Annotated in this window: 21 protein-coding genes and 1 riboswitch; of the genes, 6 read left to right on the forward strand and 15 right to left on the reverse strand. The window is 60.6% G+C overall.

Features of this window, described 5'->3' with window-relative positions:
- Nucleotides 1–24: 24 nt before the first annotated feature.
- From apnL to oiaX, 9 genes are all read right to left on the reverse strand, one after another.
- Entirely contained in the window at nt 25–1908 is a 1884-nt protein-coding gene (apnL, locus tag PH562_RS06235; RefSeq protein ID WP_285172066.1) for a D-apionate lactonase, read from the reverse strand.
- Nucleotides 1905–2939 (reverse strand): Gfo/Idh/MocA family protein, encoded by a 1035-nt coding sequence (locus PH562_RS06240; protein WP_285172067.1) that lies wholly within the window; start codon nt 2937–2939, stop codon nt 1905–1907. The genes apnL and PH562_RS06240 overlap by 4 nt, the downstream gene beginning before the upstream one ends.
- Before the next feature lies 1 nt (nt 2940).
- A complete protein-coding gene (locus PH562_RS06245) occupies nt 2941–4005 on the reverse strand; it encodes an ABC transporter permease (RefSeq protein WP_113231190.1) in 1065 nt (354 codons plus the stop codon).
- Nucleotides 4002–5555: a sugar ABC transporter ATP-binding protein gene (locus tag PH562_RS06250; RefSeq protein WP_285172068.1), complete on the reverse strand. Its 1554-nt coding sequence runs from the start codon at nt 5553–5555 to the stop codon at nt 4002–4004. Before PH562_RS06250 ends, PH562_RS06245 begins: the two co-directional genes overlap by 4 nt.
- A complete protein-coding gene (locus tag PH562_RS06255) occupies nt 5552–6196 on the reverse strand; it encodes a DUF2291 family protein (protein WP_285172069.1) in 645 nt (214 codons plus the stop codon). Before PH562_RS06255 ends, PH562_RS06250 begins: the two co-directional genes overlap by 4 nt.
- Nucleotides 6197–6268: 72 nt before the next feature.
- Nucleotides 6269–7210, reverse strand: coding sequence for a D-ribose ABC transporter substrate-binding protein (locus PH562_RS06260; protein WP_285172070.1), 942 nt, complete (start codon nt 7208–7210; stop codon nt 6269–6271).
- Nucleotides 7211–7288: 78 nt separating this feature from the next.
- Entirely contained in the window at nt 7289–8116 is an 828-nt protein-coding gene (locus PH562_RS06265; RefSeq protein ID WP_285172071.1) for a phosphogluconate dehydrogenase C-terminal domain-containing protein, read from the reverse strand.
- 90 nt (nt 8117–8206) lie between these two features.
- Nucleotides 8207–9541, reverse strand: a complete 1335-nt coding sequence (locus PH562_RS06270) for a four-carbon acid sugar kinase family protein (protein ID WP_285172072.1) — start codon at nt 9539–9541, stop codon at nt 8207–8209.
- Between the two features lie 5 nt (nt 9542–9546).
- The gene (gene oiaX, locus PH562_RS06275) at nt 9547–10806 is read right to left on the reverse strand and encodes a 3-oxo-isoapionate-4-phosphate decarboxylase OiaX (RefSeq protein WP_285172073.1); all 1260 of its coding nucleotides are present in this window, start codon (nt 10804–10806) and stop codon (nt 9547–9549) included.
- Between the two features lie 187 nt (nt 10807–10993).
- Between oiaX and PH562_RS06280 the strand changes: the two genes are divergently transcribed.
- The 3 genes from PH562_RS06280 (at nt 10994) to PH562_RS06290 (ending at nt 13087) form a co-directional block, all read left to right on the forward strand.
- Entirely contained in the window at nt 10994–11698 is a 705-nt protein-coding gene (locus PH562_RS06280) for a transcriptional regulator NanR (protein ID WP_285172074.1), read from the forward strand.
- 103 nt (nt 11699–11801) lie between these two features.
- Nucleotides 11802–12014 (forward strand): hypothetical protein, encoded by a 213-nt coding sequence (locus tag PH562_RS06285; RefSeq protein WP_285172075.1) that lies wholly within the window; start codon nt 11802–11804, stop codon nt 12012–12014.
- Between the two features lie 200 nt (nt 12015–12214).
- Nucleotides 12215–13087 carry an undecaprenyl-diphosphate phosphatase gene (locus PH562_RS06290; RefSeq protein ID WP_285172076.1) on the forward strand — a complete coding sequence of 291 codons (873 nt, stop codon included), beginning with the start codon at nt 12215–12217 and terminating at the stop codon, nt 13085–13087.
- A gap of 76 nt (nt 13088–13163) precedes the next feature.
- Here PH562_RS06290 and PH562_RS06295 read toward each other — a convergent pair whose 3' ends face one another.
- Genes PH562_RS06295 through thiM form a run of 4 tightly spaced genes read right to left on the reverse strand, consistent with a single transcriptional unit; the run spans nt 13164 to nt 16180 of the window.
- The gene (locus PH562_RS06295) at nt 13164–13928 is read right to left on the reverse strand and encodes a 3-oxoacyl-ACP reductase (RefSeq protein ID WP_285172077.1); all 765 of its coding nucleotides are present in this window, start codon (nt 13926–13928) and stop codon (nt 13164–13166) included.
- A 4-nt stretch (nt 13929–13932) separates the two neighbouring features.
- A complete protein-coding gene (thiD, locus tag PH562_RS06300; RefSeq protein WP_285172078.1) occupies nt 13933–14745 on the reverse strand; it encodes a bifunctional hydroxymethylpyrimidine kinase/phosphomethylpyrimidine kinase in 813 nt (270 codons plus the stop codon).
- Nucleotides 14742–15380: a thiamine phosphate synthase gene (gene thiE / locus PH562_RS06305; protein WP_285172079.1), complete on the reverse strand. Its 639-nt coding sequence runs from the start codon at nt 15378–15380 to the stop codon at nt 14742–14744. Before thiE ends, thiD begins: the two co-directional genes overlap by 4 nt.
- On the reverse strand, nt 15377–16180 hold the full coding sequence (gene thiM, locus PH562_RS06310; RefSeq protein ID WP_285172080.1) for a hydroxyethylthiazole kinase: 804 nt from the start codon (nt 16178–16180) through the stop codon (nt 15377–15379). The genes thiE and thiM overlap by 4 nt, the downstream gene beginning before the upstream one ends.
- 53 nt (nt 16181–16233) lie before the next feature.
- Nucleotides 16234–16330: riboswitch (TPP riboswitch) on the reverse strand.
- 234 nt (nt 16331–16564) lie between these two features.
- On the opposite strand from thiM, the gene PH562_RS06315 reads away from it, so the two are divergent.
- The 3 genes from PH562_RS06315 to PH562_RS06325 all read left to right on the forward strand — a co-directional run bounded on the left by PH562_RS06315 (nt 16565) and on the right by PH562_RS06325 (nt 19973).
- Complete coding sequence (locus PH562_RS06315; protein WP_015342994.1) at nt 16565–16711, forward strand: DUF1127 domain-containing protein; 147 nt, start codon at nt 16565–16567, stop codon at nt 16709–16711.
- A 563-nt stretch (nt 16712–17274) separates the two neighbouring features.
- Nucleotides 17275–18150, forward strand: coding sequence for a glutathione-dependent disulfide-bond oxidoreductase (gene yghU, locus PH562_RS06320; protein ID WP_285172081.1), 876 nt, complete (start codon nt 17275–17277; stop codon nt 18148–18150).
- Between the two features lie 212 nt (nt 18151–18362).
- Nucleotides 18363–19973, forward strand: coding sequence for a hypothetical protein (locus PH562_RS06325; RefSeq protein ID WP_285172082.1), 1611 nt, complete (start codon nt 18363–18365; stop codon nt 19971–19973).
- Nucleotides 19974–20026: 53 nt separating this feature from the next.
- On the opposite strand, the gene PH562_RS06330 is transcribed toward PH562_RS06325, so the two are convergent.
- The gene (locus tag PH562_RS06330) at nt 20027–21403 is read right to left on the reverse strand and encodes a sigma-54-dependent transcriptional regulator (RefSeq protein ID WP_285172083.1); all 1377 of its coding nucleotides are present in this window, start codon (nt 21401–21403) and stop codon (nt 20027–20029) included.
- Nucleotides 21400–23277: a sensor histidine kinase gene (locus PH562_RS06335; RefSeq protein WP_285172087.1), complete on the reverse strand. Its 1878-nt coding sequence runs from the start codon at nt 23275–23277 to the stop codon at nt 21400–21402. The genes PH562_RS06330 and PH562_RS06335 overlap by 4 nt, the downstream gene beginning before the upstream one ends.
- Nucleotides 23278–23487 lie beyond the last annotated feature (210 nt).

Here is a 23487-nt window from a genome sequence, read left to right on the forward strand (position 1 = left end):
AACATGCGCGTCTACGATTGAAGGTCAATCCATCAAGTCAGCCGAAAGAGTGCTGTAGGCGTCAAGCATGAGCCTGTTGCTTTCGGTCTGTTCCTTAAGCCGAAACTCCCCCCGCTCCACCAGTTGCGGAATGGGTGTGATATTGACCAGATGGAGCGACCGCGCTCCGTCGGATTGTACCGTGATGAAGCTGAGCACGGCGCTCGGATCGGACGACAGGCACTCTTGCCATTGCTGGCCGGCGAGGCGTGACAGTGTCGCAATGGTATTGAATAACGGTCGTTTAGCGCCCGCCGCCGACGGTTCGTTCTCTCCGGCGATCAGCCCGAAGGACCCCGTCAGCGCCGAAAGCGTCAGGCATTCCAATGCGGCATCGAGAACACGGGCAGCGTAACCCCATGCAAAGGCTTCCCCAAAGCGGGCATTGTGCCGCGGATCGGTGTTGGCCATGGCGATACGACCGCCGTGGGGATTGTCCATCGTCCGGCTGCCATAGGGGTTCTGTCGCATCGGTATGGTCGAGGGACCGATGCGGTAAGGCTTGTCGCCATAGATGGCGCGCACCGAGCGCGTGATGAATGGCAGTGCTTCCAGTGTCTGCATGACGCTGAGATCGTCGGCTGCATGCACGATGGGATTGGTGCAATGTGTAATGAAATCGAGAGTGCCGGCGGGAACTCGTTTGCGATTGAGTTCGGTAAAATAGCTTAGCATGCCGCCGCCGATACGCACATCGGGAAAGGCGGCATGCGCGGCAGCGTAAACTTCCTCGAGAGGCGGGCATTCCGGCCATTTGCTGCCCGGCGGCGTCGATTGCCGATCGACGGAAGGCGAGATCATGATTGCATCGGGCTTGAAGCTGCCCGCTCGCATCCAGTCTGCTATTTGCCGCGCCTCAGCAAGAGGTGCCTGGCGGCAGGGCAATGCGATTTCCAGCGTCGATTTGCCGGTATGGAGTGCGGCGACGGCTGCGAAGCGTTTGAAGGCGTCAGCGCCATGGCCGGCATCGGGATCGAAGTGAAACAGCAGTTCTTGCGGGGCAATCTCAGCCAAGCACTCGCGCTCAGCCAGCGTCGCATTCGCCTCCTCGGGCGTAACGACAAGGCCGATAGACGGCATGATTCCAGACCTTATTCCCGCATTCAGCCGGACTGCGGACCTCTCTTCCGAACCGTAGGTGGAGGCAGGAGGCAGGCGGCGCATATCCCCGATGGTCAGAATGATACGTTGCCGCATAGGCTCGCCAGCCGGAATTCGATAAGGCCAGGGTAGGGCAAGCGGGCGAACATAGGTCTTGTACGAAGCATCGGACCAGTTGCGCTGGTCTTCCATTTCAAAGGTGTCGCCTTCCATGCGGCACTCGGCTGTTACGTTCGCCATCACGCCATGCGTAATCGCCCGCATATCCTTGAAGGGCTGCCAGGGTTCGATAAGATCAGGGAAATGCGTGCTCTCTCGGCTGCCATCGACATGCTCGACCGATACCGGCGTGCCGGCTAGACCCATGATCGGGTGCAGGATGCAGAAGCCGCAGCGGTTGGTTTCGAAGCCGGTGGCCGAAAGCGCTTCGGCCTCGAAAGTCAGCCCTTCGCCCCCTTCGGCACGGATCTGTACATTGATTGCAAGCTCGGTATTTTCAGGACCTGAACAGCGTGCGAGATAGCTGACGAAGAAGGCATTGTCGCCTTGATCGATCTGCAAGTCCTCGATGACGGGTGCATAGGTGCCCCAATCACGATCGCGAACCAGATAGGAAACGGCCCGTAGGACCTCGATGCCGTCATAGCAAATCGACCGCAGATTGCCGTCCTTGAAGTCGGCGGTCAGTCTGCCCGCCGTCAACCGCACGGGCGACGTTTCTCTCTCACCTGTGCCATAGAGCTCAAATGGGTCGTTCTCGGTCGTCATTGCAACATGGCCCCGACATCGACGGAGCGCCGGCTCGCTGCACTCTCATAAGCGGCCTCGACAAGCGCCAGGGTCTTGAGATTGTCAGCGCCCGACGTCGAGGTTTCGCCTCCGTCGGCAAGGCGGTCGGTCCAATGCTGCTGGATCGCCAGAACGCTCTCCTGGATGTTGTGCCAAGGGCGCGAGGCCCAAGGCAGAAGCCGCGGCGACGCATCCGTGATGCTCACGCCATCGGGGCCGTTGACCTCGAGGTGATAGCCTTGCGAGAGGCGAATACTACCCTTCGTGCCGTCGAGTTCGATCAGCGTCTCCGGAAAGGGCTCAGTCGCGAGTTTGGAGGCGTAGCTGACGTCGACTATCGAGGTCGCGCCGCTCTCATGGTCGAGCAGGATGGTGGCGACATCCTCGCCCTTGATCTTCGGATTGACCCGTTTGGTGCGGGCCGTCAGTGAAGAAACGTCGCCGAGGATGAAGCGGGCGATGTCGAGTGTATGAATGCCGAGATCCTCGATGATGAAACGTTCGCCTTCTGCCAGATAGGGCTGGCCGGAAAACACGTCGTAGCCGGAGCGGAAGGAGAAACGTCCCCAGAAGGGCTCGCCGATCGCGCCGGACTGGAGGGCATGCTTGACGGCCTGAATGGGCGTCTGCCAGCGGAAATTTTCATGCACCATCAGCGGCACGCCGGCCTGCGCACAGGCCTCGACCATGGCCTTGGCGTCGCTCAGCGTCTTTGCGAAAGGCTTCTGGCAGATCGCCGGGATCTTGTGGGAGGCGGCCATCTCCACCAAGGCGCGATGGCTTGCCACCGTCGTTGCGATATCGACGAAATCAAAGCCACCATCGGCGAACATGGCGGCCGCATCCGTGTAGCGACGCTCGATGCCGAACTGGTCGCCGACGAGCTTCAGCCGCTCCGGGTCGCGGTCGCAGATCGCAACGATGCTGGCACCTTCAACGTCTTGCCACGCGTGCATCTGATTGATCGCGAAGAAGCCGCAACCGATCAATGCGCCCTTGAGTTCTGCCATTTCAGCCTGCCTTTGCCATTTGCATGAGAGTTACGCGCTGCTGGAGGCGCCGTTGCGCCTGATCTACGACGACAGCGATGATGATGACACATCCCTTGATCACCATCTGCCAGAAGGATGAGACGCCCATCATCACGAGCCCGTCCGAAAGAATGCCGATGACGAAGGCGCCGATGATCGTCCCGCCTATGGTACCGCGCCCGCCAGACATCGAGGTGCCGCCGAGCACGGCTGCTGCAATGGCGTTCAGCTCGAAGCTCTCGCCGGTTGCCGGATGCGCCGCCATCAGCTCCGACGATATGACGATGCCGACTATAGCGGCGCAGAGGCCTGAGAACATGTAGACGAAGATCTTGACCACATCGACGCGGATGCCGGACATGCGCGCCGCGCGCTCGTTTCCGCCGACGGCGAAGATATGCCGGCCGATCGGCGTCGAGCGGGCGACATAGGCGGCAAGTAGCGCCAGCACGATCAGGATCCAGATGGAAACGGGCAGACCAAGCATACGGCCCGCACCAAAGACGTCGAAGCCCGTCGTATCATATTCCGGCCGGCCCACGAGATTCGGGAAGGTCTGACCGTCCGAAGACAGGAGTGCGAGGCCGCGGGCGATATAGAGGGTTCCGAGCGTGGCGATGAAGGGCGCGACGTTGAGCTTGGTGATGAGCAGGCCGTTGATGAGCCCGATCAGCAGACCCACAGCCAGCGTGATGAGAATGATCTCATAGATATTGAAGTAGACGGTATAGCCGATCGGCAGTTCGACGCCATTGAGGATGAGGGCGCCGGCGACCATGCCGCAAAGGCCGACGATCGAACCGACCGAAAGGTCGATGCCGCCGGTGACGATCACGAAGGTCATGCCCATGGCGAGAAAGGCGTTGAGCGCGACGTGCTTCGACATCAGGATGATGTTGGCGGTCGAGGTGAAGTTCGGGGCGAAGATCGCAAAGAAGATGACGACGGCAAACAGCGCGATGAAGGTCCTGAGCTTCATCAGCGTCAGGAGAACGGAACCGTTCGAGCGATTGGTCGCAAAGGCGGAGGACGTATCTGCGGTCATGACGCGAGTTTCCCTGTATGTCCGTGTCCCTTGGCGGATGCCGCGATGATGGCCTCTTCCGTCGCTTCGCTTCGGTCGAGAACGGTCACGAGCTTGCCGTTGCTGAGCACAGCGATGCGGTCTGAAAGTGCCATGACCTCTTCAAGGTCGGAGGTTGAAAACAAGATTGCCAGGCCCTTGCCGGCGAGCTTGCGCATGGTGCGGAAGACATCCGCCTTGGCGCCGACATCGATGCCGCGGCTCGGTTCATCCATCAAAAGCACCTTGGGATCCGTCATAAGCGCCTTGCCGATGACGACCTTCTGCTGGTTACCGCCGGACATGGAGGTGACCTCGAAATCAGGATTGGGCGCCTTGATGGAGAGATCGCGGATCATGTCGCGAATGGCGTCCTTTTCGGCACCCGGATCGATATGAAAAAACAGCCGGGCGAAACGGCCGAGGCTCGCAAGCGTCAAATTGCTGGCGATGGACAGGACCTGCACCAGTCCTTCGCGCTGACGGTCCTCGGGGATCAAGGCGAGGCCGTGCCGGATGCGCCGGGTGGTGTCGCGGGCGCGAACCTCCACGCCATCAATATAGATCCGCCCGGTCGAATGCATATGCCGGCCCATCACGCATTCGAAGAATTCGCTGCGCCCGGCACCCATCAGGCCGTAGATGCCGAGGATTTCGCCGGCGCGCACCGACAAAGAGACATGATCGACGGCAAGGCCGCCGGTGCGTCGCGGCAGGCTGATCTCCTCGGCACGGAAGGCTTCCTTGCCGATCGCATGGCCTCCGTCCCTGGCGAAATCCTTGGCATCCGATCCGATCATCGACCGGACGATCCATTTCGTATCGATATCGCGAACCATGGCCTGGCCGGTGATCTGCCCGTCGCGCAGCACGGTGATGTAATCACCGATCCGCATCAGCTCCTCCAGCCGGTGCGAAATATAGACGATCGCCACGCCTTGAGCCTTCAGCTCTGCGATGACCTTGAAGAGAATATCGACTTCCGCCGCAGATAGCGCCGATGTCGGCTCGTCCATGATCAGGATGCGGGCGTCAAGCGAGATGGCCTTGGCGATCTCGACAAGTTGCTGTTGCCCGATCGGTAGATCCTCCACCATGGTTTCGGCGCCTATGCCGGCATCGAGCCGGTCCAGAAACACATTGGCCTTTGTGATTTGCGCCTTGTGATCGATACCGAAAATGCCGCGGGTGATTTCACGTGTGGCAAAGATGTTCTCGGCCACCGTCATGTTGGCGAAAAGATTGAGCTCCTGGAAGATCATGCCGATTCCGCGAGCCTGCGCGTCGGCCGGGCTGCTGAAGGAGACTTCCTCACCCTCGAGCAGGATGCGGCCCGAGGTCGGCCGTTCGACACCGGCGATGATCTTCATCAGGGTAGATTTGCCGGCGCCGTTTTCGCCGACGAGCACGTTGACCGCCCCGCGGTGCAGCTCGAGGTTGGCGTGCTTGACGGCAACGATGCCGGAATAGACCTTGGAAACGTCCTCCAGGCGCAGAATGATGTCGTTGCTTGGGGTTTCGCTCATGGTCATTGCCCCAATGTCAGGGCCGAAGGGGTGATCAAAGGCAGCTGACCGGAAGGGGGCAGCGGAAACGCACCCGTTACGGTAGCCGTCTTTCCGATCATCCCATCGCGAGGCAGAGCTGCCAGAAAGGATGAGTTTGCTTTCTCATTGAAGGCCTTGCCGAATTGAGCCCATTCGATCTGGTTCCTGAATTCGTTGAAGTCCAGGAAATCCAGCGCGTCGCGCAGCGCCGTGCCGCGGATCGCCGTGCCGATCTGCACCTTCGCATCCGCCTTGCCGTCGCCATCCACATCGACATCGAGGCTTCCGGCGCGAGAGGCGGTATCGGCAGCCACGATCTTGCCGCTCAGCTTGACGGCGTAAGTCCAGGGCGATGAAGCCTGTTTTCGCGGGTTTCCGTATTTCGCGCCGGCATCATCGGGATTCGTTGCTATCGCCTGCAACACCGTCTTGAGGTCGCCCGCGCGTTTATCAATGCCGGGCACTACCTGCGATTGCCAGATCGCCTCCACCTTGGTTGCGGGGTCGAAGGCACTCTTTGCCGCTGCTGCCGCCTTCTCCTCGGGCGTCGGCGTCTTGATAATCTTGCAGCCGGGCAATGCCGCGGCCAAAACAAGGGCCACGAGCGCGCCTCTGGTCCTCAACATGCAATGCACCTCGATCTCGCAGGAAAGACATCGGGAGAGCGCGAGTTTCTCGCGCTCTCCAACCTAGTGGCATCAGTTCTTCAGTGCGAAGGTCTCAAGCTTGTCGGCGTTGTCGGCGTTGATGAGGACGCAATCCATCAATTGCTTCTCATCCTTCGGCGCCGTCTTGTTATTGATATAGGCGTCGGCTTGTTCGACCGCCTTCTGGGCCTGGGCGTAAGCCGGCTGCATGACCGTCGCCTTGATGCCGCCCGCCTTGATGGAGTCGCGGACATCGTTGGAGCCATCGAAGCCGACGACGATCACGTCCTTGCGGCCGGCGGCCTGCAGTGCGGCAATCGCACCCATCGCCATGGTGTCGTTGCCCGAAATCACGCCCTTGATATCGGGATTTGCCTGCAGGATGGTTTCCATCTTGGCATAGGCCTCAGTCTGGCTCCAGTTCGCCGACTGCTTGGCGACCAGCTTCAGGTCCGGATAGTCGTCGATGACGTCGTGGTAGCCCTGCGAGCGGATGCCGGCATTGGTATCGGCTTCGCGGCCGACGAGTTCGGCATAATTGCCCTTCTCGCCCATCAGCTTGACGAATTCCTGCGCGCCGAGCTGGGCGCCCTGGTAGTTGTTGGAAACGATCTGGGCGACGGCAATGCCGGTGACGTTGATTTCGCGGTCGATGAGGAAGGAAGGGATGCCCGCATCCTTGGCCTTCTTCAGGGCAGCGACGGTTGCGTCCGCGCCGGCATTGTCGAGGATGATGGCTTTGGCGCCACGTCCGATCGCGGTGTCGATGACTTCCGATTGCTTGTTGGCATCGTCGTCATGCGTCATGACGAGCGTCTCGTAACCCAGCTCTTTTGCCTTGGCTTCGGCGCCGACGGCCTCTGCCTTGAAGAATGGATTGTCGAAGGCCGGCGTGATGATGGCGATCAGATCGGCTGCGAAAGCCGGCATTGCCGTGCCCAGAGCCAGTGCAGCGGTAAAGGCTGCAAGTGTCAGTCTGCGTGTCAGTTTCATGGTCTCCTCCCAGTTATGAAACAAGCCCTGTTCCCGGCAGGGCGGCAAGGGGAGGGCACTGCCCTCCCGGGGTGTCGATCAGGTGATGCGACGGATGCTTTCTGCGATCTCCTGTGGCTCGAAAACCTTTTTCCAGTCGTCGCGCATCAGGGCAGGAATGCCGAATTCGATCGCCTTGTTGCAGGCATCGGAGAACACACCGTCGACTTCCTTGAAGATGACGGCGCCGAGTACGTTCATATGGCCGAGCAGGAAGTCGCGGGCAGCTTCCGCCGGAACGCCGCGGGCGACGCATTCATCCATGGCCTGACGCATGACGACGAGCAGCGAGGCGCAAACCGTTTCGGAAAGACCCGGCTCCAGCATCGCCATCTGCTCGACGGTGACGCGATGCGAGCGCATGACGGGCGCCCAGATGACCTTGGCGATTTCCTCGCCGAGAGCATAGGCACTTTCCGGACCCTGCATTAGCGCCGAAACGATATGCTGCTTGGCAAAGAGGCCACCGAAATGGTCCTTTTTGGCCTGCATGTCGGTCTCGTCGTTGAAGATCGGCGGATGGCAGGGATGGGTGACGAAATAGGTAAGATCGTTGCGGTTCGGCAGATGGCCCGCAAAGGGTGCGGCGGCGTCGAGAGCAACAACCATCGTGCCGGGCTTCAGTTTGTCGACGATGACGGCGGCAACCTTGCCGATCGCGGTATCCGGCACTGCAAGGATCACGACCTCTGCGCCATCCAGCGCGGTATCGACGGGGACGCAATCGATGGAAAGGTCATTCTTCAGGCGGGCCTTGCCGGCATCGCTGACCTCGACATGGCGCACATCGAAGCGCGAGCCTTTCAGGTTCTTGGCGAGCCGGTAGCCCATTTTGCCGCCGGCGCCGAAAAGAGCAATTGCAGTCATGTTAGTACCTCGTTCACTTTCAGAATGTGGTATCGTAAGTGGTATGATGAGTCAATGAGCATGCCAATGGCATAACGGAAAATGGCGAGGCTAGGATCCCCTGCCGTCGCGGATCTGCGCGAAGTAATCGTCGGTGCCCACCTGTCCGCCTTTCAGCGCGATCTGCAGGCCATTGGTGGGCGCGTAGCTGCCATGGGCGGTGCAAAGCGGTGATCCCGGCGTTTGCGGTAATGGGAGAAGTGTCGTCAGCGCCTCGACCCGCAATTCCTTGAGCGCGTGGCTCGATGTGTCACCGCCGGCGATGACAGCGCGACCGAGATTTTCCTGCTCGATCAACCGTCGCAGGATCGTGCCGAGGGCTTGGCCGAGACGATGCCGGGCACCAGGAATGCGGTCGATATCGCCGCCGCGGTCGGCGGATGGGCCGAGCGCCGTATGAAGAATGACGCTGCGGCCGGCCTTGAGGCTGTCGATGCCGGCATTGACGGCTTTTTCCACGGCAGGTCCGGCATTTTCGCCGACAAGCTCAAGGGGGGCGAGATCGAGGCCGTCAAAACCATCGGCTACGGCACGGCGAATTTGCCGTTCGGTGGTCGGCGATACGCTGCCGGAAACGACCGCGAGGCGATCGACCTTGCCGGGAGGAGCGAACTCCGGCTTCTCTTCGATCAGACCTTCGTTGCGCCAGGCATCGAGAAGGGCATATTCGACACCGGATGAACCTGCGACGAAGGCGTCGCCCTTGCTTGCGAGACGCCATAGCTGGTGACCGGCGGCAGCCTGGGTTTCCGCACTATCGACGTCTAGCAGTAGGATACCCTCCTTGCCTCCCGTCAGCGCATCGATCCGCGCGTCGGCATCGGCTGTTCGGATCGTGGCGAGGTCCACGACGCTGACGGGGAGGGGCGTCTGCTTGCTCAGATGCAAGGTGAGATCGGCCTCATCCATTGGCGTAACGGGATGCCGGCTCATGACAGGATGGCGGTCGATGCGGAAGACCTGGCCCTGATAGGCCGCAAAAAGATGACCGAAAGCGGTGTAGCGTTTCAGCTGCGGCGCACCGACCACGACCGGCACGACGGATTGTGCAAAGAGTGCTTTGCCGATCTCGATCGCCCTGCCGATGTTGCCGACCTTCGGACTGGAATCAAAGGTTGAGCAGACCTTGTAGTGGCATATGGCGGCATCGAGGCTCTTCAGCCATGTCAAGACAGGCGTCAGATGCTCGTCCATCCATTGCGGCGTTTCGCTGCGGCTGGTGCCGGCAATGCCGATGGCGCGGCAATCCTTGAACCGCTCCAGCATGGCTTTGCTCGGAACGCCGAGGAAGAGAGCCGTCGGCACGCCGTTCGAGGCAAGCGCCTCCATGACGTCGGTGGAGCCGGTAAAATCATCGCCGTAATAGCTGAGAAGAAGATTGGACATCGCTGTCAGGCGTCCTTGCCGTCACTGAATTTTGCGATCGAAGCGGCAAGCTCGGGATGATCCTTGGCATATTGTTCAAGCGGGATGTCCGAAACCGCCGCCTGCCAGGCCTGCTGGATGGCGCGAACGCCCGCAGCTGGTCCGAAGGGATGGCTGACGATGCCGCCGCCGCAGAGATAGAGGAGGTCCGTCGTCCGGCCGGTGCGCTGGTAGGTTTCCGGCGCCTGGCCGCCCCATTGACCGGAACCGGCAACAGGAAGCGGACAGTCGGATGGGTCGAAAAGCGGCGTTCGGATCGCCTTGAAGGATTCGACGAAGCTGTCGTCCGGTTCCCAGTATTTGACCCTGATGCCGTTGATCTGGAACTGATCGACGCCGAGCAAGCGCCAGAACTGCTGATATACCTTGAAATCCATGCCGGCGCCGGGATGGCGGGTCAGGATATCCCAGCCATTGCGATGCGCATGCAGCACCAGCCCGGAGCGCTTGCGCAGGAAGCTCATGCCGCCGAAGCCGATGGAGTTGATGTTGACAACAGCGCAATTGCCGCCGGCCTTCAGCACGAGATCGTGGTTGCGCATCATCTCATCGGGGTCGGCATGCGAAATGCCGAAGGCATACATGACCTTCTTGCCCGTCTTCTGCTCGTGATCGAGGATCAACGGCATGATGGCTTCGACGCGCTCTTTCAGCGGCGAATAGGCTGGGCTCATGAGCTTCTCGTCGTCCTTGATGAAATCGACGCCCGAGCCGATCAGCTCGCCGACCAGTGCCGCCGTTTCCTTTGGCCGAAGGCCGAGCGCCGGCTTGACGATCGTGCCGATGATCGGGCGGCCGCTGACGCCGGTCAGGCGCAAGCTGCCGGCAACGCCGAATTGCGGGCCGGGATGTGCATCGCGGAAGGCCTCCGGCAGCTTCATGTCGACGATGCGGATGCCGGTCATGCCCTTGATCGAGAAGACGCCGGCGATCGCGATCGTCATCAGCGCCGCAAGATCGGTGCCGATCGCATCCAAAGGGAAGGCGATGTCGACATCGGCGCGACGGATCGGGCCATGGCCTTCAGCCACCTCGGTCCAGGTCGGACGCTCCGCGTCGGCAAGGGGGCGGATCGCGACGACACGCGCGGCCACGCGCGCCTTGAGCTCTTCCGTCTCGCCCGGCACAGCGACGAAGGTGCCTGTCGACTGATCGCTGGCGATCTTGCGAGCCATCGCCTCGATGCTGCCCGGCGTTTCGATACGGTAGGTGATGGTGATGGTCATGAGTGGATGAATGCTCCTCTCGCCGACGATTTTTCGCGTGGCGCAAACTGGTGATCTGGTATAATGAGTATTCCAACTTCTGCAACGATTTTTTTTGTCCGGTTGCCGATAACGCGACTCGTATGGGCTTCCGCCCTGGCGGCCAAAAATGCATAAGGGAGGAAAAGCTTTGGGAAAGCGGGATTCCATGAGCCACTCAGTCGAACAAATTGTACGTCGAAAACTATCCGATGAAGTATTCGACCGACTGGAACGGTTGATCACGTCGGGAGAGCTCAAGCCCGGGGACGAGATGCCGTCCGAGCGCGTTCTCATGGAGCGCTTCGGTGTCGGGCGTCCGGCGATCCGCGAAGCCATGCAGGCACTTGCCAATATGGGGCTGGTCAACATTTCCCACGGCGAACGCGCCAAAGTGCTTCAGTTGACGGCGAAGTCGATCTTCCGGCAGGTCGACCTCACCGCAAAGATCATGTTGTCGCAATCCTCCGACTCCCTTGAGCAGCTGAAGAGCGCGCGCATCTTCTTCGAGCGCGGCATGGCACGCGAAGCAGCCCAGCGCGCGAGCAAGAAGGATGTCGCCGATCTCAATGAGATCATCGAGCGGCAGCGCGCATCCCTCGGTCATGCCGAGGACTTCATTTCTGCCGATATGCAGTTCCACACGCGCATTGCGCAGATTTCCGGTAATCCGATCTTCGCCGCTGTCAGCGAAGCGATGCTCGCATGGCTGAAAGCCTATCACACCGACATGCTGATCTGGACGGGCAAGGAAAAGTTCACGCTGGTCGAACATGAGGAAATCCTTGCACGCCTGGCTGAAAACGATGCCGATGGCGCCGAGCAGGCAATGCTCAAGCATCTGGAAAGATCACGCGCGCTCTATACGAAGTGAACCCCTTAGTATTCGCCCTGCGACGGCACAATACCCACCGCCTTTGTCGTAATTCCTCCCCAATCCTTACGGAATCTGTTGGCACTCAAACGAGGTGTGCGTGATGATTGATTTCTTTCAGCGAAACATGGCGCTTTTCCTGGCCGCTCTCATGACGGCGGTGGCCATAACCCTCTACAATCTGAGCTGCCTTCTGCTCAGGCATCACCACACGATGCTGCACGATCTGCATCATGCGACAGGCGCCCTGGTCCTTCTCGCCGGCTTCTACACCATGATCCGCTACATGCAGGCGTTGCCCGATGACGAAGGCTAGAAATACGCCAAACTCCGAAATTCGAGCCGGCAATTTCAGATAGAGTTCAGCCTGCGCGGCTATATCCTCGCCCTGTCCCGATGCGAAATCGGCGACACCTTCACCAGGTGTTGCCGATTTCAAACTGGGAACCAGTTTCACAGCTAGTTCGTCGCACCACTCCGGTGCAAGCCCCCATGAACAACTGAGGATATCAAAACGTGGCTGATGTTTGTACGCAAGGCGTGGACACGGGCTTTGTCGCCCTGGGCTATGCCAAGATCGCAATTCTAGGCGTCGTGCAGGGATTGACGGAGCTGCTGCCGGTTTCGTCCACGGCCCATATGCGCCTGGTGCCGGCCTTGCTCGGCTGGCAGGACCCAGGTTCCGCCTTCTCGGCTACGATGCAGCTTGCCGCCCTAGCCGCGATCATTTCCTATTTCTGGAGCGACGTTCGCTACGTCACCTTCGGCTCGCTCGATGCCGTCAGGCAAAGGGACTGGAGCTCCCCTTCCATCCGCCTTGCGATCGCCATCGTGATCGCGACTGTACCGATCGTGATCGCCGGCCTGCTACTGTCGTCCTCCCTGAATGCCTGCGGCACGTCGTTGCGCAGCCTCTGGGTGATCGGCATCGCCTGCCTGGTCATGGGCTTGCTGCTGGCGATTGCGGAACTCTATAGCCGCCATCGGAAAGACATCGAGCAGATGACGCTGATTGATGCCCTTTTTGTCGGCATCACGCAGGTCGGTGCTCTTATCCCCGGTGTCTCGCGCTCGGGTTCGACGCTGACCGGCGCGCTCTTCCTCGGATTGAAGCGCGAGGAAGCCGCCCGATTCTCCTTCTTGCTCGGCTTGCCTGCCATTGCGCTCGCCGGCTTGAAGGAACTGTATGAGCTCCATAAGGCGCATATTCCGATGGAAGCCTGGTCGGTTTTGCTCGTCGGCCTGATCGTCGGCAGCATATCGTCCTTCATTACCATCTGGGGACTGATGCGCTTCCTGGAGCGTTTCTCGACCTGGCCTTTCGTCATCTATCGTATTGTGCTCGGCGCCGTCATCCTCTTTGGCGTGCTGACCATGGGCTGGGCATGAACAGACAGTCCTAATCGGCTGCGAAAGCTTAATTGGCGCTGCCTCTCCGGGCAGCGCCTTTTTTGTTCTCGAGCCGCTATCCGAAGACGAGACCGCCATCGACGATCAGGTTCTGTCCTGTAACGGCCCGTGCCCAGGGGCTTGCAAAGAAAAGAACCGCATCGGCAACCTCTTCGGGCGTGGTGACGCGGCGCAGCGGCGTATTCGCGGCAATGATGTCGAAAACGGCTTCCGGCGTGGCGCTGCTCGCATCCGTCGTGCGCAAAAGACCGCCGGAGACCATGTTGACGGTGATCCCAAGCGGACCGAGTTCGGATGCGGCCGTGCGAGTCAATGACAGCAACGCCGCCTTGGCGGCGGTATAATCGTGATAGGGCACCACCGGGTTCTTGAAGAGGTTGGTGCCAATCGTCACGATTCGCCCAAAGCCTGCCTGCGCCATCGCCGGGCGCGCCGCTTGTATCAGGTTCAAGGCGCCTTGCAGTGCGGTTTCCAGCTGTATCGCCATCTCGGCCCAGCTCAGGGTGTCCAATTTCGAGCGCGCATCGCCATTGAAACTGAAATCGGCAAGCGCGTTGTGGACGACGGTCGTGGGTGCGCCAAAATGCTCGGTCACCTCCGCGACAAGCCGCTTCGTTTCTCCGAGATCGCGGATATCGGCCTGGAAGGTTTTCGCATGACCGCCGAGGCCCGCTGAGAGCGCTTCTGCCCGCTCGCGGCTTGCGCGATAGTTGATGGCAACTTTTGCTCCCTCCCGGGCAAAGGCCGTCGCGATGGCGGCGCCAAGACCGCGCCCAGCGCCTGAAACGATCACGATCTGATCCTTGAGTAACAGGCTCATTTCTCTACTCCTTGTTTTTCTGCCAGAGCGCATGGAAATGCTGCACAGGTCCATGACCGCTTCCGACGGAAAGCTGGCCTGCGGCAGCAACCGCGGCAGCGAGATAGGCTTTGGCGGATGCAACGGCTTCGGGGAGCGGCAGGCCCTTGGCGATCTCGGCAGCAATGGCGCTGGAGAGCGTGCAGCCCGTTCCATGCGTATTCTTGGTCGGCAGCCGCTCGGCTTCGAACCACGTCACATGATCGCCGCTTGCGAGCACATCCGGGCTTTCATCCCCTTCGAGATGACCACCCTTGACGAGGACAGCCGAAGGTCCGAGCGCTGCCAGCGCAAGCGCCTGACGCGCCATGCCTTCGCGGCTTTTCGCCTCCACGTCATGCAACAGCGCAGCTGCCTCGGGCAGGTTCGGTGTAATGACGGTCGCGAGCGGCAGCAGCCGCGTGGTCAGCACGTCAACGGCATCGGCGGCGAGCAGGGCTGCGCCACCCTTGGCGATCATGACCGGGTCGAGGACGACGGGCACATCGCGATGCCGCGCCAGAATGTCCGCGACGGCATTGGCGATGGCGGCATTGGCGATCATGCCTATCTTGACGGCATTCACACGGACGTCGGCAAAGATCGCATTGATCTGGTCTGCCACGAAATGAGGGGGCACGGGATGGACACCGGAGACGCCCTGCGTGTTTTGCGCGGTCAATGCGGTCAGAGCTGCCATTCCATAGACGCCGCGGGCGGAGAAAGCCTTCAGGTCGGCCTGAATGCCAGCGCCGCCGGAAGGATCGGAGCCAGCGATGGATAAGACATTGCGGATCATAGGTGAGCCTCCTTGATGGCTTTCGCGATGATGGTTGTCGCGGCTTGCGGGTCCGGTTGGCCGCAAATGGCCGAGACAACCGCGAGACCATCGGCTCCGGCCGAGTAAACGCTTGCAGCATGCTCTGCTTTCAGGCCACCGATTGCGACTGATGGAACTGGGCAAAGCCTGACGATGCGAGCAAGCCCGTCGAAGCCGATCGGCTGCTTATGGTCGGGCTTGGTGGGCGTGGCAAAGACCGGACCGATCCCAGCATAATCGACGATATGGGCATCGATGGCGGAGGCGAGGGCCTCCGTTTCCACCGAGAGGCCGAGGATCATGTCCGGGCCGATCATGCGACGCGCATTGGCAGCCTTCATATCCTCCTGACCGATATGGAGGCCATCGGCGCCGATGGCGATGGCAGCCTCGACACTGTCGTTAACGATCAGCCGGACATTCGTTCCGTGCAGGATTTGCTTGAGGGCGCGGCCCGTCTCGATCATGGCAGCGGTCGAAGCCTCCTTGTCGCGAAGCTGGACCAGAGTCGCGCCGCCGGCCACCGCCGCCCGCGTCGTCTCCACCATGCCGAGATCACGGCATAGCAGCGGATCGAGGACGAGATAGAGCGAGAGATCGAAGTCTTTCTTCATGCTGCCGATATCCTTGCGTCGCGATCCAGCGTTTCCGGGGTTAGGGCGGCAAGGGCATCGAGGAGGCGCCAGGAGAAGGAGCCGGGGCCATCCGCCGTCGCTCCTGCCCGTGCGCCAGCGACGGCAAAGACGGCAAGCGCCGCTATGGTCGCATCGAAAGGATCATCCGGAGCTGCCGCCGCAAACGCACCGACAAGGCAGGTTAGCGAGCATCCGAGTGCGGTCACTTGCGGCATCAATGGCGAACCGCCGGCAATGCGCTTCGCCTTCTGCCCATCCGTCACGAAATCCGTAACGCCGGTGACCGCGACGATGCAGCCGTGCCTTGCGGCGAACAGTCGGGCGGAATCTTCGGCTTGCTCGACCGCATCCCTGCTATCGACGCCCTGGCCGCGGCTCGTGCCGCCGGCAAGCGCGATGATCTCGGATGCGTTGCCGCGAATGATTGTCGGCTTTAATTCCAGCAAGCGCGCGATGGCACCGCGACGAAACGCAGTCGCATAATGGGCGACGGGATCGAGGACCCAGGGTTTGCCCACCTCGTTTGCCGACTGCGCGGCCTTCAACATGCCGGCAAGCCAGCCGGACGAGAGCGTGCCGATATTGATCGTCAGTGCGCCGGAGATAGCGGCAAACTCGCCGGCTTCCTCTTCGGCATGTACCATTGCCGGCGATGCCCCGGCGGCAAGCATCACATTGGCCGCGATATTCATGGCGACGAAATTGGTGATGCATTGCACCAACGGAGGATTGGCCCGCATGGTGCGAAGCTGACTACCTGCTGTGATTTGGTTCTGCATATCGCCCCTTCTTTCGGGCGGGCGAGACGCGTGGGGACGACGTGCAGTGTTTCGCGAGGTCCCGAGCGACTCCCTCCGCCAGCATGATCTGGTTCAGGTTCGAAGGGTGCTTCTCAGCCCGCCGAATGGCGGACGCCCCTGTCTCTCATCTCTCTTCTTTTCGCAGACAAAGGAGGCGCTGTCATCAGCAAATCGTAAAGGCAGGCGTGATCGACAGGATGACGACCGCCTGCTTTTCGGGCGACATATGCAGAATTTGCATAGGTGCAGTGATTCCTTAGCTCTGCAAAAAGCCGAGGGTTTCGACTATATATTTCTCATCGAAGCGACGGGAGCGCCAAGCACGGCAGCTCAGCTTCGAAAGCCCAAGGAAAGGGGATCATCATGAACGTAGCACGCTCTTTCAATAACTGGCGCAAGTATCGTCAGACGGTGGCCGAACTGGGCCGTATGTCCACGCGCGAACTGCATGATCTGGGTATCGATCGCGGCGAAATCCGCAACGTTGCCCGCGCAGCGATCGCTCGCTAACGGCCGCAACGGCTCCTTATAAAAGCTGCATTATGCCAGCGCCTGTTCCCCCGAGCAGGCGCTTTTGCTTTGTGGGCATCCCGCTCATTCTTCGCCGTGCTGGTTGAAGATTGCGATCGACCTAGCTGCCCGGTTTTCGCATGGCGCATAACTGCCTTGCAAAGAAATGCCTATGAACTGAGCAAAAGACTGGTATGTTTGTCTTCATCGAAGCGATGCACCTCCTCCCGCATCCCTTCGCTTGGCAGACGTCCTTATCCTCCTCCCAGGGACGGCTGCAGGAATAGCGGAACTCCTCCTCCCATCCGCTGTTCGGTTCTTGTAAAAAGCCTGCCGCTCCTCCTCCCGCGGCAGGCTTTTTCGTTTCATGAACCTCCAGACGTTTGCCAATGGCCTAACTTGACCGAGGAGCCCGCGCTCCAACCCAGGTGGCAAGTGCGCTTCCGTGTTAAAGAGTGCGCATTCTCCTCTCGCAAAAATGAAGAGCGGCCCCTATGTGCGACCTATGTAGCGCGCTACATCGAAGATCGCCCAAATTCGATTCCCGAAAAAGGAGGATGCCCATGACCGGTTCTGTCGAATATACGCCGCCGAAAATCTGGACCTGGAACAAGGCCAATGGCGGCCAGTTCGCCAATATCAATCGCCCGATCGCCGGCCCTACCCACGAGAAGGAACTGCCTGTGGGACGCCATTCCCTTCAGCTCTATTCGCTTGGAACGCCGAACGGCGTGAAAGTCACCATCATGCTCGAAGAGCTGCTGGCGCTTGGTCACAGCGGCGCGGAATATGATGCCTGGCTGATCAAGATCGGTGAGGGCGATCAGTTCGGCAGCGGTTTCGTCGACGTCAATCCGAACTCCAAGATTCCGGCCTTGCTCGACCGCAGCGGGCCTAAGCCGGTCCGCGTTTTCGAATCGGCCTCGATTTTGATGTATCTCGCCGAAAAATTCGGTGCCTTCCTGCCGACCGAGCAGCCGGCTCGTGCCGAATGCATCTCCTGGCTGTTCTGGCAGATGGGCAGCGCTCCCTATCTCGGCGGTGGTTTCGGTCATTTCTACGCCTATGCACCGACGAAGATCGAATATGCGATCGACCGTTTTGCCATGGAGGTGAAGCGTCAGCTCGATGTTCTCGATCGCCGCCTGGCCGAAAGCGAATATATAGCCGGCAGCGACTACACGATTGCCGATATCGCCATCTGGCCGTGGTACGGCGGTTTGGCCAAGGGGTGGCAGTATGGCGCGGCCGAGTTCCTGCAGGTGCAGGACTACAAGAACGTGCAGCGCTGGGCCGAGCAAATCTACTCGCGTCCTGCCGTCAAGCGCGGCCGTATGGTCAACCGCATGTCGGGCGATCCGTCCGAGCAGCTGCGTGAGCGCCACGATGCCAGCGACTTCGATACGAAGACGCAGGATAAGCTGGAAGCAGCCGGCTGATACGCCAATTCGCTTTGCAGAAATGAGCTCGCGACCCTCCGGATCGCGAGCTTTTTTATTTTGCTTACTGCGGGTGCTGCCGGCCTTGGCAAGTCAGCCTCGCTCCATCTTGTGAAGCGTAATGTTCGGCTGCCGAGGGTCTCCCGCTTGGCATAGAACGCGGCGCGATCCTGCGAAGCGTTTCGACTTTGGCGAAAGAGGAATACTTCTCCATGCAGCAAATTGCTGACGACCGTGCCCTGGATGAGAACATGACCGCGGGTGCGTCGTCGCTGCAGCGAGGCGAGGCCAGGGATGCGCTGCTAAAACACCTGGTGTCGGGTGGCGATGAACGGCTGGATTGCGATCCGGTCAGCGGGCTCAATATGTACGGCTATGGTCCGGCACCCCGGCCCGAAGATCTCGCTTTCGGCTCGTCGACGGCATCCACCATCTCCGCCGCCGCCTTCGCCGCGGTCGAATCCTATTACGCGGATCTGATGAGGGCGATGGAAGCGGGATCGTCGGCGGCTGTCTACGATCGCGAAATCAGGCACGTGCGTGACGATCTGCTGCGCTTACTTGGCTTGAGTCAAAACTCGGCCGCCCGAATCGATGCGATCCTGGCCACATCGGGCACAGACATCCACCTTTTTTCGGCCGCGCTGCTGGCGGGAGAGGACGAACGTGCCCTAATGACCATCACGCTGATGGGGAACGAAACGGGCAGCGGCGTCATGATGGCGTCGGCCGGGCGGCATTTCATGAGCCGTGTCAGTAGCGCACGGACTGTTGCCAAGGGCGAGGAATTGCGACCGGGGAATGCCACGCGCAACGCCACGATCGCCGTGCGCAACAAGGATGGTTCTCTTCGTGCCGATAGCCAGGTGGAGGAGGAGTTGCGCGGCCTTATCGAGCTTGCTCGCGCAGCCGGCCTCAGATGCCTGCTTGTGGTAACCGATGTATCGAAGACCAGCCTCCTAGCGCCAGGTCTCGAGACCGTTCTGCGTCTGAAGGAGCGGTTCGGGACGGTGCTGGATATCATGATCGACGCCTGCCAGTTTCGTCTGTCGGCGGCAACGATCCGGGCCTATCTCGCACATGGTTTCATGGTCGCGCTCACGGGTTCGAAATTCCTTGCCGGGCCGATTTTCAGCGGCGCGCTTCTGTGCCCGCCGCAAATGTCGGCGCGCTTCAAGTCGCGTATGCTGCCCGCCGCTCTGGCGGATTACTGCGGAAAGGCGGAGTGGCCAGAAGACTGGGCCGCTCGCGATACCTTGCCGGACCGCGCCAATCTCGGCCTGCTGCTGCGCTGGAAAGCCGCGTTGTTCGAGCTCGAACGCCTCGTCGGTGTAGCCGAAGATCGCATGATTGCCGTCTTGTCCGCTTTTGCCGACGCCGTCTCTGATCGTCTTGCGAACGATCCGGCTTTCGAGCCTTTGCAGAGCCGGCCATTGGAACGGCGTGCGCTGTGGGGCGCATCATCGGCTCTTCGCTGGGACGAGATTCCCTCCATCTTTTCGTTCTACCTGCGCAATTGCACGAGTGGCGCGATGCTGACGGCGACGGAAATGGCTGCCGTTTACAAGGATTTGGCTGCCGGCGGCAATGGAGTTGCGTTGGTGCGTCTCGGGCAGCCCGTTCGCTGCGCCGATTTTGGTGATGTGCCGGCGAGTGCCCTTAGAATTTGCCTGAGCGCGCCGCTGGTCGTGGCCGCTTCCAGAAGCGATGAAGCCTTTGGGGCGGTGGTCGCGCAAGCGATGCTGGTTCTGGATCGCACCGCCGAGGCAGCAGCCCGACTAAGCGACGGTCCCAATGCCAGGGAGATGCGCCGCAGCGCCTGAAGCGCATCACGGAAACGCGCTTCAGCTGGCGTGGTGGCTCATCGGCAATGGGATCATGAGCCTCGGCGATCATCTCCGTCAAAGCCGGCAAAATCGCCTCTGACGATGCCGTGCCGCTGGAGCTTGTCATAGAAGGTCTTCCTGGGAATGCCGAGCGCTTCGATGGTGCGGCGTACGTCGCCATTGTTCTGCGACAGGGTTTCGCGGATGAGTTCGGCTTCGTAGCGCTCTACCCGAAGGGGCAAAGGCAAGCCCTCATCCGCCGCCGGCGTTTCGTCGGATTTTACCGTTGCTGCCGATTCGAGACCGAGCACGAAGCGCTCGGCAAAATGCGAGAGTTCGCGAACATTGCCCGGCCAGTCATGCTCCCGCAGATGGCGGCGCACCGTGTCGGATATGGCCGGCACCTCGCGCTTGAAGCGGCCGGCGGCGCGATCGGCGAAATGGCCGAAGAGTAGGGGAATATCGTCGCGCCGCTCACGCAGCGGCGGAATGGAAAGCGTGACGACGTTCAGGCGATAATAGAGATCTTCGCGGAAATCGCCCCGCTGGCGGGGATCGCCGAGATCGACTTTCGCTGCCGCGACGACGCGAAGATCGACGGGGCGGACCTCATTGGTGCCGAGCGGTGTCACCTCGCGCATTTCCAACACGCGCAGCATCTGCACCTGGATTGCCGGCGGCATGCTTTCGATCTCGTCGAGAAACAGGGTGCCAGCGCTTGAATGCTCGATGCGCCCGACGCGCTTCTTCTGGGCGCCCGTAAAAGCGCCCGGCTCATGGCCGAAAAGCTCGCTCTCGATCACGGTTTCAGGCAGTGCACCGCAGTTCAGCGCAACGAAATTACCGTTTGCGCGACGGCTCCAGCGATGCAGCAGGCTTGCCACCACTTCCTTGCCGCTGCCGGTCTCGCCCGTGACAAGCACGTCGACATCGGTATCGGCGATCTGTCGCAGCGTATGCCGCAGCCGTTCAATTGCGGGGGTCTGGCCGATTAGCGGCAGATCGCTCTGGGCCTGCTCCGCCGCCTGCCGCAGCGCCCGATTTTCGAGCACAAGGCGTCGCTTCTCGGCCGCGCGCCGCACGCTCTGCACAAGCCGATCCGTGGCGAAGGGCTTCGCGATGAAATCATAAGCGCCATCCTGGATCGCCTGAACCGCCATCGGAATATCGCCATGACCAGTCACCAGAATGACCGGCAGATCGGCGTCGAGCGCCTTGATGCGAGCGAAGAGCTGCTGCCCGTCCATTTGCGGCATGCGAATATCGGAAACGACGACACCGGCAAAATCGGCCCTGAGAGCATGGAGCGCTTCGGCAGCAGCAGAGAAGGCGGAAACGGCAAAGCCAGCCAGTTCAAGCGTCTGCTTTGTCGCCCTCAACAGATCCCTATCGTCGTCGATCAGGAAAACCGGGGAACTCTCACTCATGGTGTAGCCTTGCGCAAATAGACGGTGAAGTGGGTGCCGCTGCCATTGCTCTCGACGTCGATCCGGCCGCCATAATCGACGACGATATCCTTCGAAATGACGAGACCAAGACCGAGGCCCTTTTCCTTGGACGTGTTGAAGGGTGTAAACAGCGAGTCGAGGATTGCCGCGGGAATACCGGGACCGTTATCCGAAACCACGATCTCGACTTCATCCGGAGTTTCGCGCACCGATACCTCCACCTTGGCTTCGTCACGACCTTCCAGGGCTTCCAGAGCATTCTGAAACAGATTGATCAGCACCTGTTCCAGCCGGATGCGGGTGCCGACAACACCGAGCCCCGTTGGCGGCAGCTCAATCTTCAACGCATCCAGGCGGCCGGCAAAGCGGCTCCTGAGCAGGACGACGGCTCCCTCGATCACGCTTCTGAGGTCAACCGGCTCCGGTGCAGTCCTTCCCTTGCGGGCGAAGGCCTTCAGTTCTTCGGTGATTGTGCCGATACGCTCGGTCAGCGCCGCGATAGCCGAAAGATTTTCCTTCACCGGCTCCGTCTGCTGCCTATCGAGAAAAACATGCGCATTCTCCGCATAGGCACGGATCGTCGCGACCGGCTGGTTGATTTCATGGGCGACGCCGGCGGCGACCTGACCCAGGATGGCAAGGCGATTGGCCTGCACGAGATCCTGCTGCACGCCTTGCAGCTTGGCTTCCGTCGCACGGTGGTCGGCAATTTCCGCCTCCAGCCGGTCGCGGGCCTGGCTGAGATCCTCCGTGCGCTCGAGAACCCGGCGTTCCAGCTCCTCACGCGCGATCCTGCTGACGGCAATCTGCATAGCCGATACATCGCGGCGGCGCAGCAGGAAAGCGGCGAATGCAAGGATCGGCAGAAGGACGGTCAAGGTAAGAAAGCGCGTCTCGCGCACGGATGAGGCGATCGCCTGATCGGTCGGTATCAGGTAGCCGAGCCGCCAGGGCGTCGATGGAACCGCGACTGTCAGCTGCAAATATTCCGCAGCGCTGCTTCCGGGCAGAATGGCGCGCACGATGGTTGCATCCGGGCCAACTTCTTCGGGATGGCTGACCGGAAGCGGCGAAAGGGGTGCTGCGCCGAATTGCAGGCTTTTTCGAATCGCGTTGGCTTCCTCGCGCGCAAGGGGTGCAGTCGTCATGAAGCGCCATGAGGGCAGGCTGGTGATGAGCACGACACCGCGTTCGTCGGTCACGTAAGCGGGGCGGCCAGTCTCGCTCCAGTCAGCCTCCAGCTGATCGAACTCCATCTTCACGACAACGACACCGAGCGCGGAGCCGACATCGCCGACGCGCCGGGAAATGTAGAGGCCGGGGCGGTTGCTGACCGTGCCGAGCGCATAATGTTCGGCGGTTCCCGTTTCCATGGCTTTGCGGAAGTAGTCACGGAAGGAATAGTCATTGCCCACGAAGCTCAAGGGCTCGCGCCAGTTGCTGGAGGCCATGGCAACGCCGTCCTTACCGGTGACGTAAAGGACGGATGCGCTGGTGCCCGAGACAAGGCTTTCCAGCTTGCGGTCGAGAGCGACAACATCGTCGATGTGCTTCTCGGCGAGCGCATCTCGCACCTGCTGATCATCAGCGAGCAAGAGGGGCAAGGCGCGCGGACGTTCGAGGACCGCACGCAGCAGGGCAACCTTGAGGTTCGCATCCGTGTGCCCCTGCCGCTTTAGCGCTTCTATCGCCGAGAGCCGACCATAGAAATTCGCGCCATAAAGACCAGCCGCAATGACCGCCGCACTTAGAAACGCGAAGACGAGCCAGACCCGGCGGGAGCGCCGGCCCAGTTGCTCGGGCGTTAGAAATCGTTCGTTGGCCGGGCGCTGCAGCATTGCCGTATTGTGCATGATTTCGCGCGTGCCGCAATTCGATCTGTGCGAATAGTCGCACAGATCGAAGATCTTCGATCCGCGCCGGAAATTAAAGCTCAACAAAAGCAATGTGTTAAAATCATGGCGGGCATTTGGCACGGTCATTGCAAAGGATGATGAAACAGTCGGAGGCTGTTGAATTCTAGTCGTCGCCCGGAGGGCCGAGAGATCGGTTGGGCTTAACGG

Source organism: Rhizobium centroccidentale, assembly GCF_030182565.1.
Classification (GTDB): domain Bacteria; phylum Pseudomonadota; class Alphaproteobacteria; order Rhizobiales; family Rhizobiaceae; genus Rhizobium.

Excerpts from the sequence above, each read along its gene's own strand:
- thiE (WP_285172079.1), bottom strand. The coding sequence starts at position 15,380 with ATGAAGAAAGACTTCGATCTCTCGCTCTATCTCGTCCTCGATCCGCTG.
- PH562_RS06315 (WP_015342994.1), top strand. The coding sequence starts at position 16,565 with ATGAACGTAGCACGCTCTTTCAATAACTGGCGCAAGTATCGTCAGACG.
- PH562_RS06260 (WP_285172070.1), bottom strand. The coding sequence starts at position 7,210 with ATGAAACTGACACGCAGACTGACACTTGCAGCCTTTACCGCTGCACTG.
- PH562_RS06280 (WP_285172074.1), top strand. The coding sequence starts at position 10,994 with ATGAGCCACTCAGTCGAACAAATTGTACGTCGAAAACTATCCGATGAA.
- thiD (WP_285172078.1), bottom strand. The coding sequence starts at position 14,745 with ATGATCCGCAATGTCTTATCCATCGCTGGCTCCGATCCTTCCGGCGGC.
- PH562_RS06250 (WP_285172068.1), bottom strand. The coding sequence starts at position 5,555 with ATGACCATGAGCGAAACCCCAAGCAACGACATCATTCTGCGCCTGGAG.
- PH562_RS06285 (WP_285172075.1), top strand. The coding sequence starts at position 11,802 with ATGATTGATTTCTTTCAGCGAAACATGGCGCTTTTCCTGGCCGCTCTC.
- yghU (WP_285172081.1), top strand. The coding sequence starts at position 17,275 with ATGACCGGTTCTGTCGAATATACGCCGCCGAAAATCTGGACCTGGAAC.
- PH562_RS06325 (WP_285172082.1), top strand. The coding sequence starts at position 18,363 with ATGCAGCAAATTGCTGACGACCGTGCCCTGGATGAGAACATGACCGCG.
- PH562_RS06240 (WP_285172067.1), bottom strand. The coding sequence starts at position 2,939 with ATGGCAGAACTCAAGGGCGCATTGATCGGTTGCGGCTTCTTCGCGATC.
- PH562_RS06335 (WP_285172087.1), bottom strand. The coding sequence starts at position 23,277 with ATGCACAATACGGCAATGCTGCAGCGCCCGGCCAACGAACGATTTCTA.
- apnL (WP_285172066.1), bottom strand. The coding sequence starts at position 1,908 with ATGACGACCGAGAACGACCCATTTGAGCTCTATGGCACAGGTGAGAGA.
- thiM (WP_285172080.1), bottom strand. The coding sequence starts at position 16,180 with ATGCAGAACCAAATCACAGCAGGTAGTCAGCTTCGCACCATGCGGGCC.
- oiaX (WP_285172073.1), bottom strand. The coding sequence starts at position 10,806 with ATGACCATCACCATCACCTACCGTATCGAAACGCCGGGCAGCATCGAG.
- PH562_RS06255 (WP_285172069.1), bottom strand. The coding sequence starts at position 6,196 with ATGTTGAGGACCAGAGGCGCGCTCGTGGCCCTTGTTTTGGCCGCGGCA.
- PH562_RS06295 (WP_285172077.1), bottom strand. The coding sequence starts at position 13,928 with ATGAGCCTGTTACTCAAGGATCAGATCGTGATCGTTTCAGGCGCTGGG.
- PH562_RS06265 (WP_285172071.1), bottom strand. The coding sequence starts at position 8,116 with ATGACTGCAATTGCTCTTTTCGGCGCCGGCGGCAAAATGGGCTACCGG.
- PH562_RS06330 (WP_285172083.1), bottom strand. The coding sequence starts at position 21,403 with ATGAGTGAGAGTTCCCCGGTTTTCCTGATCGACGACGATAGGGATCTG.
- PH562_RS06245 (WP_113231190.1), bottom strand. The coding sequence starts at position 4,005 with ATGACCGCAGATACGTCCTCCGCCTTTGCGACCAATCGCTCGAACGGT.
- PH562_RS06270 (WP_285172072.1), bottom strand. The coding sequence starts at position 9,541 with ATGTCCAATCTTCTTCTCAGCTATTACGGCGATGATTTTACCGGCTCC.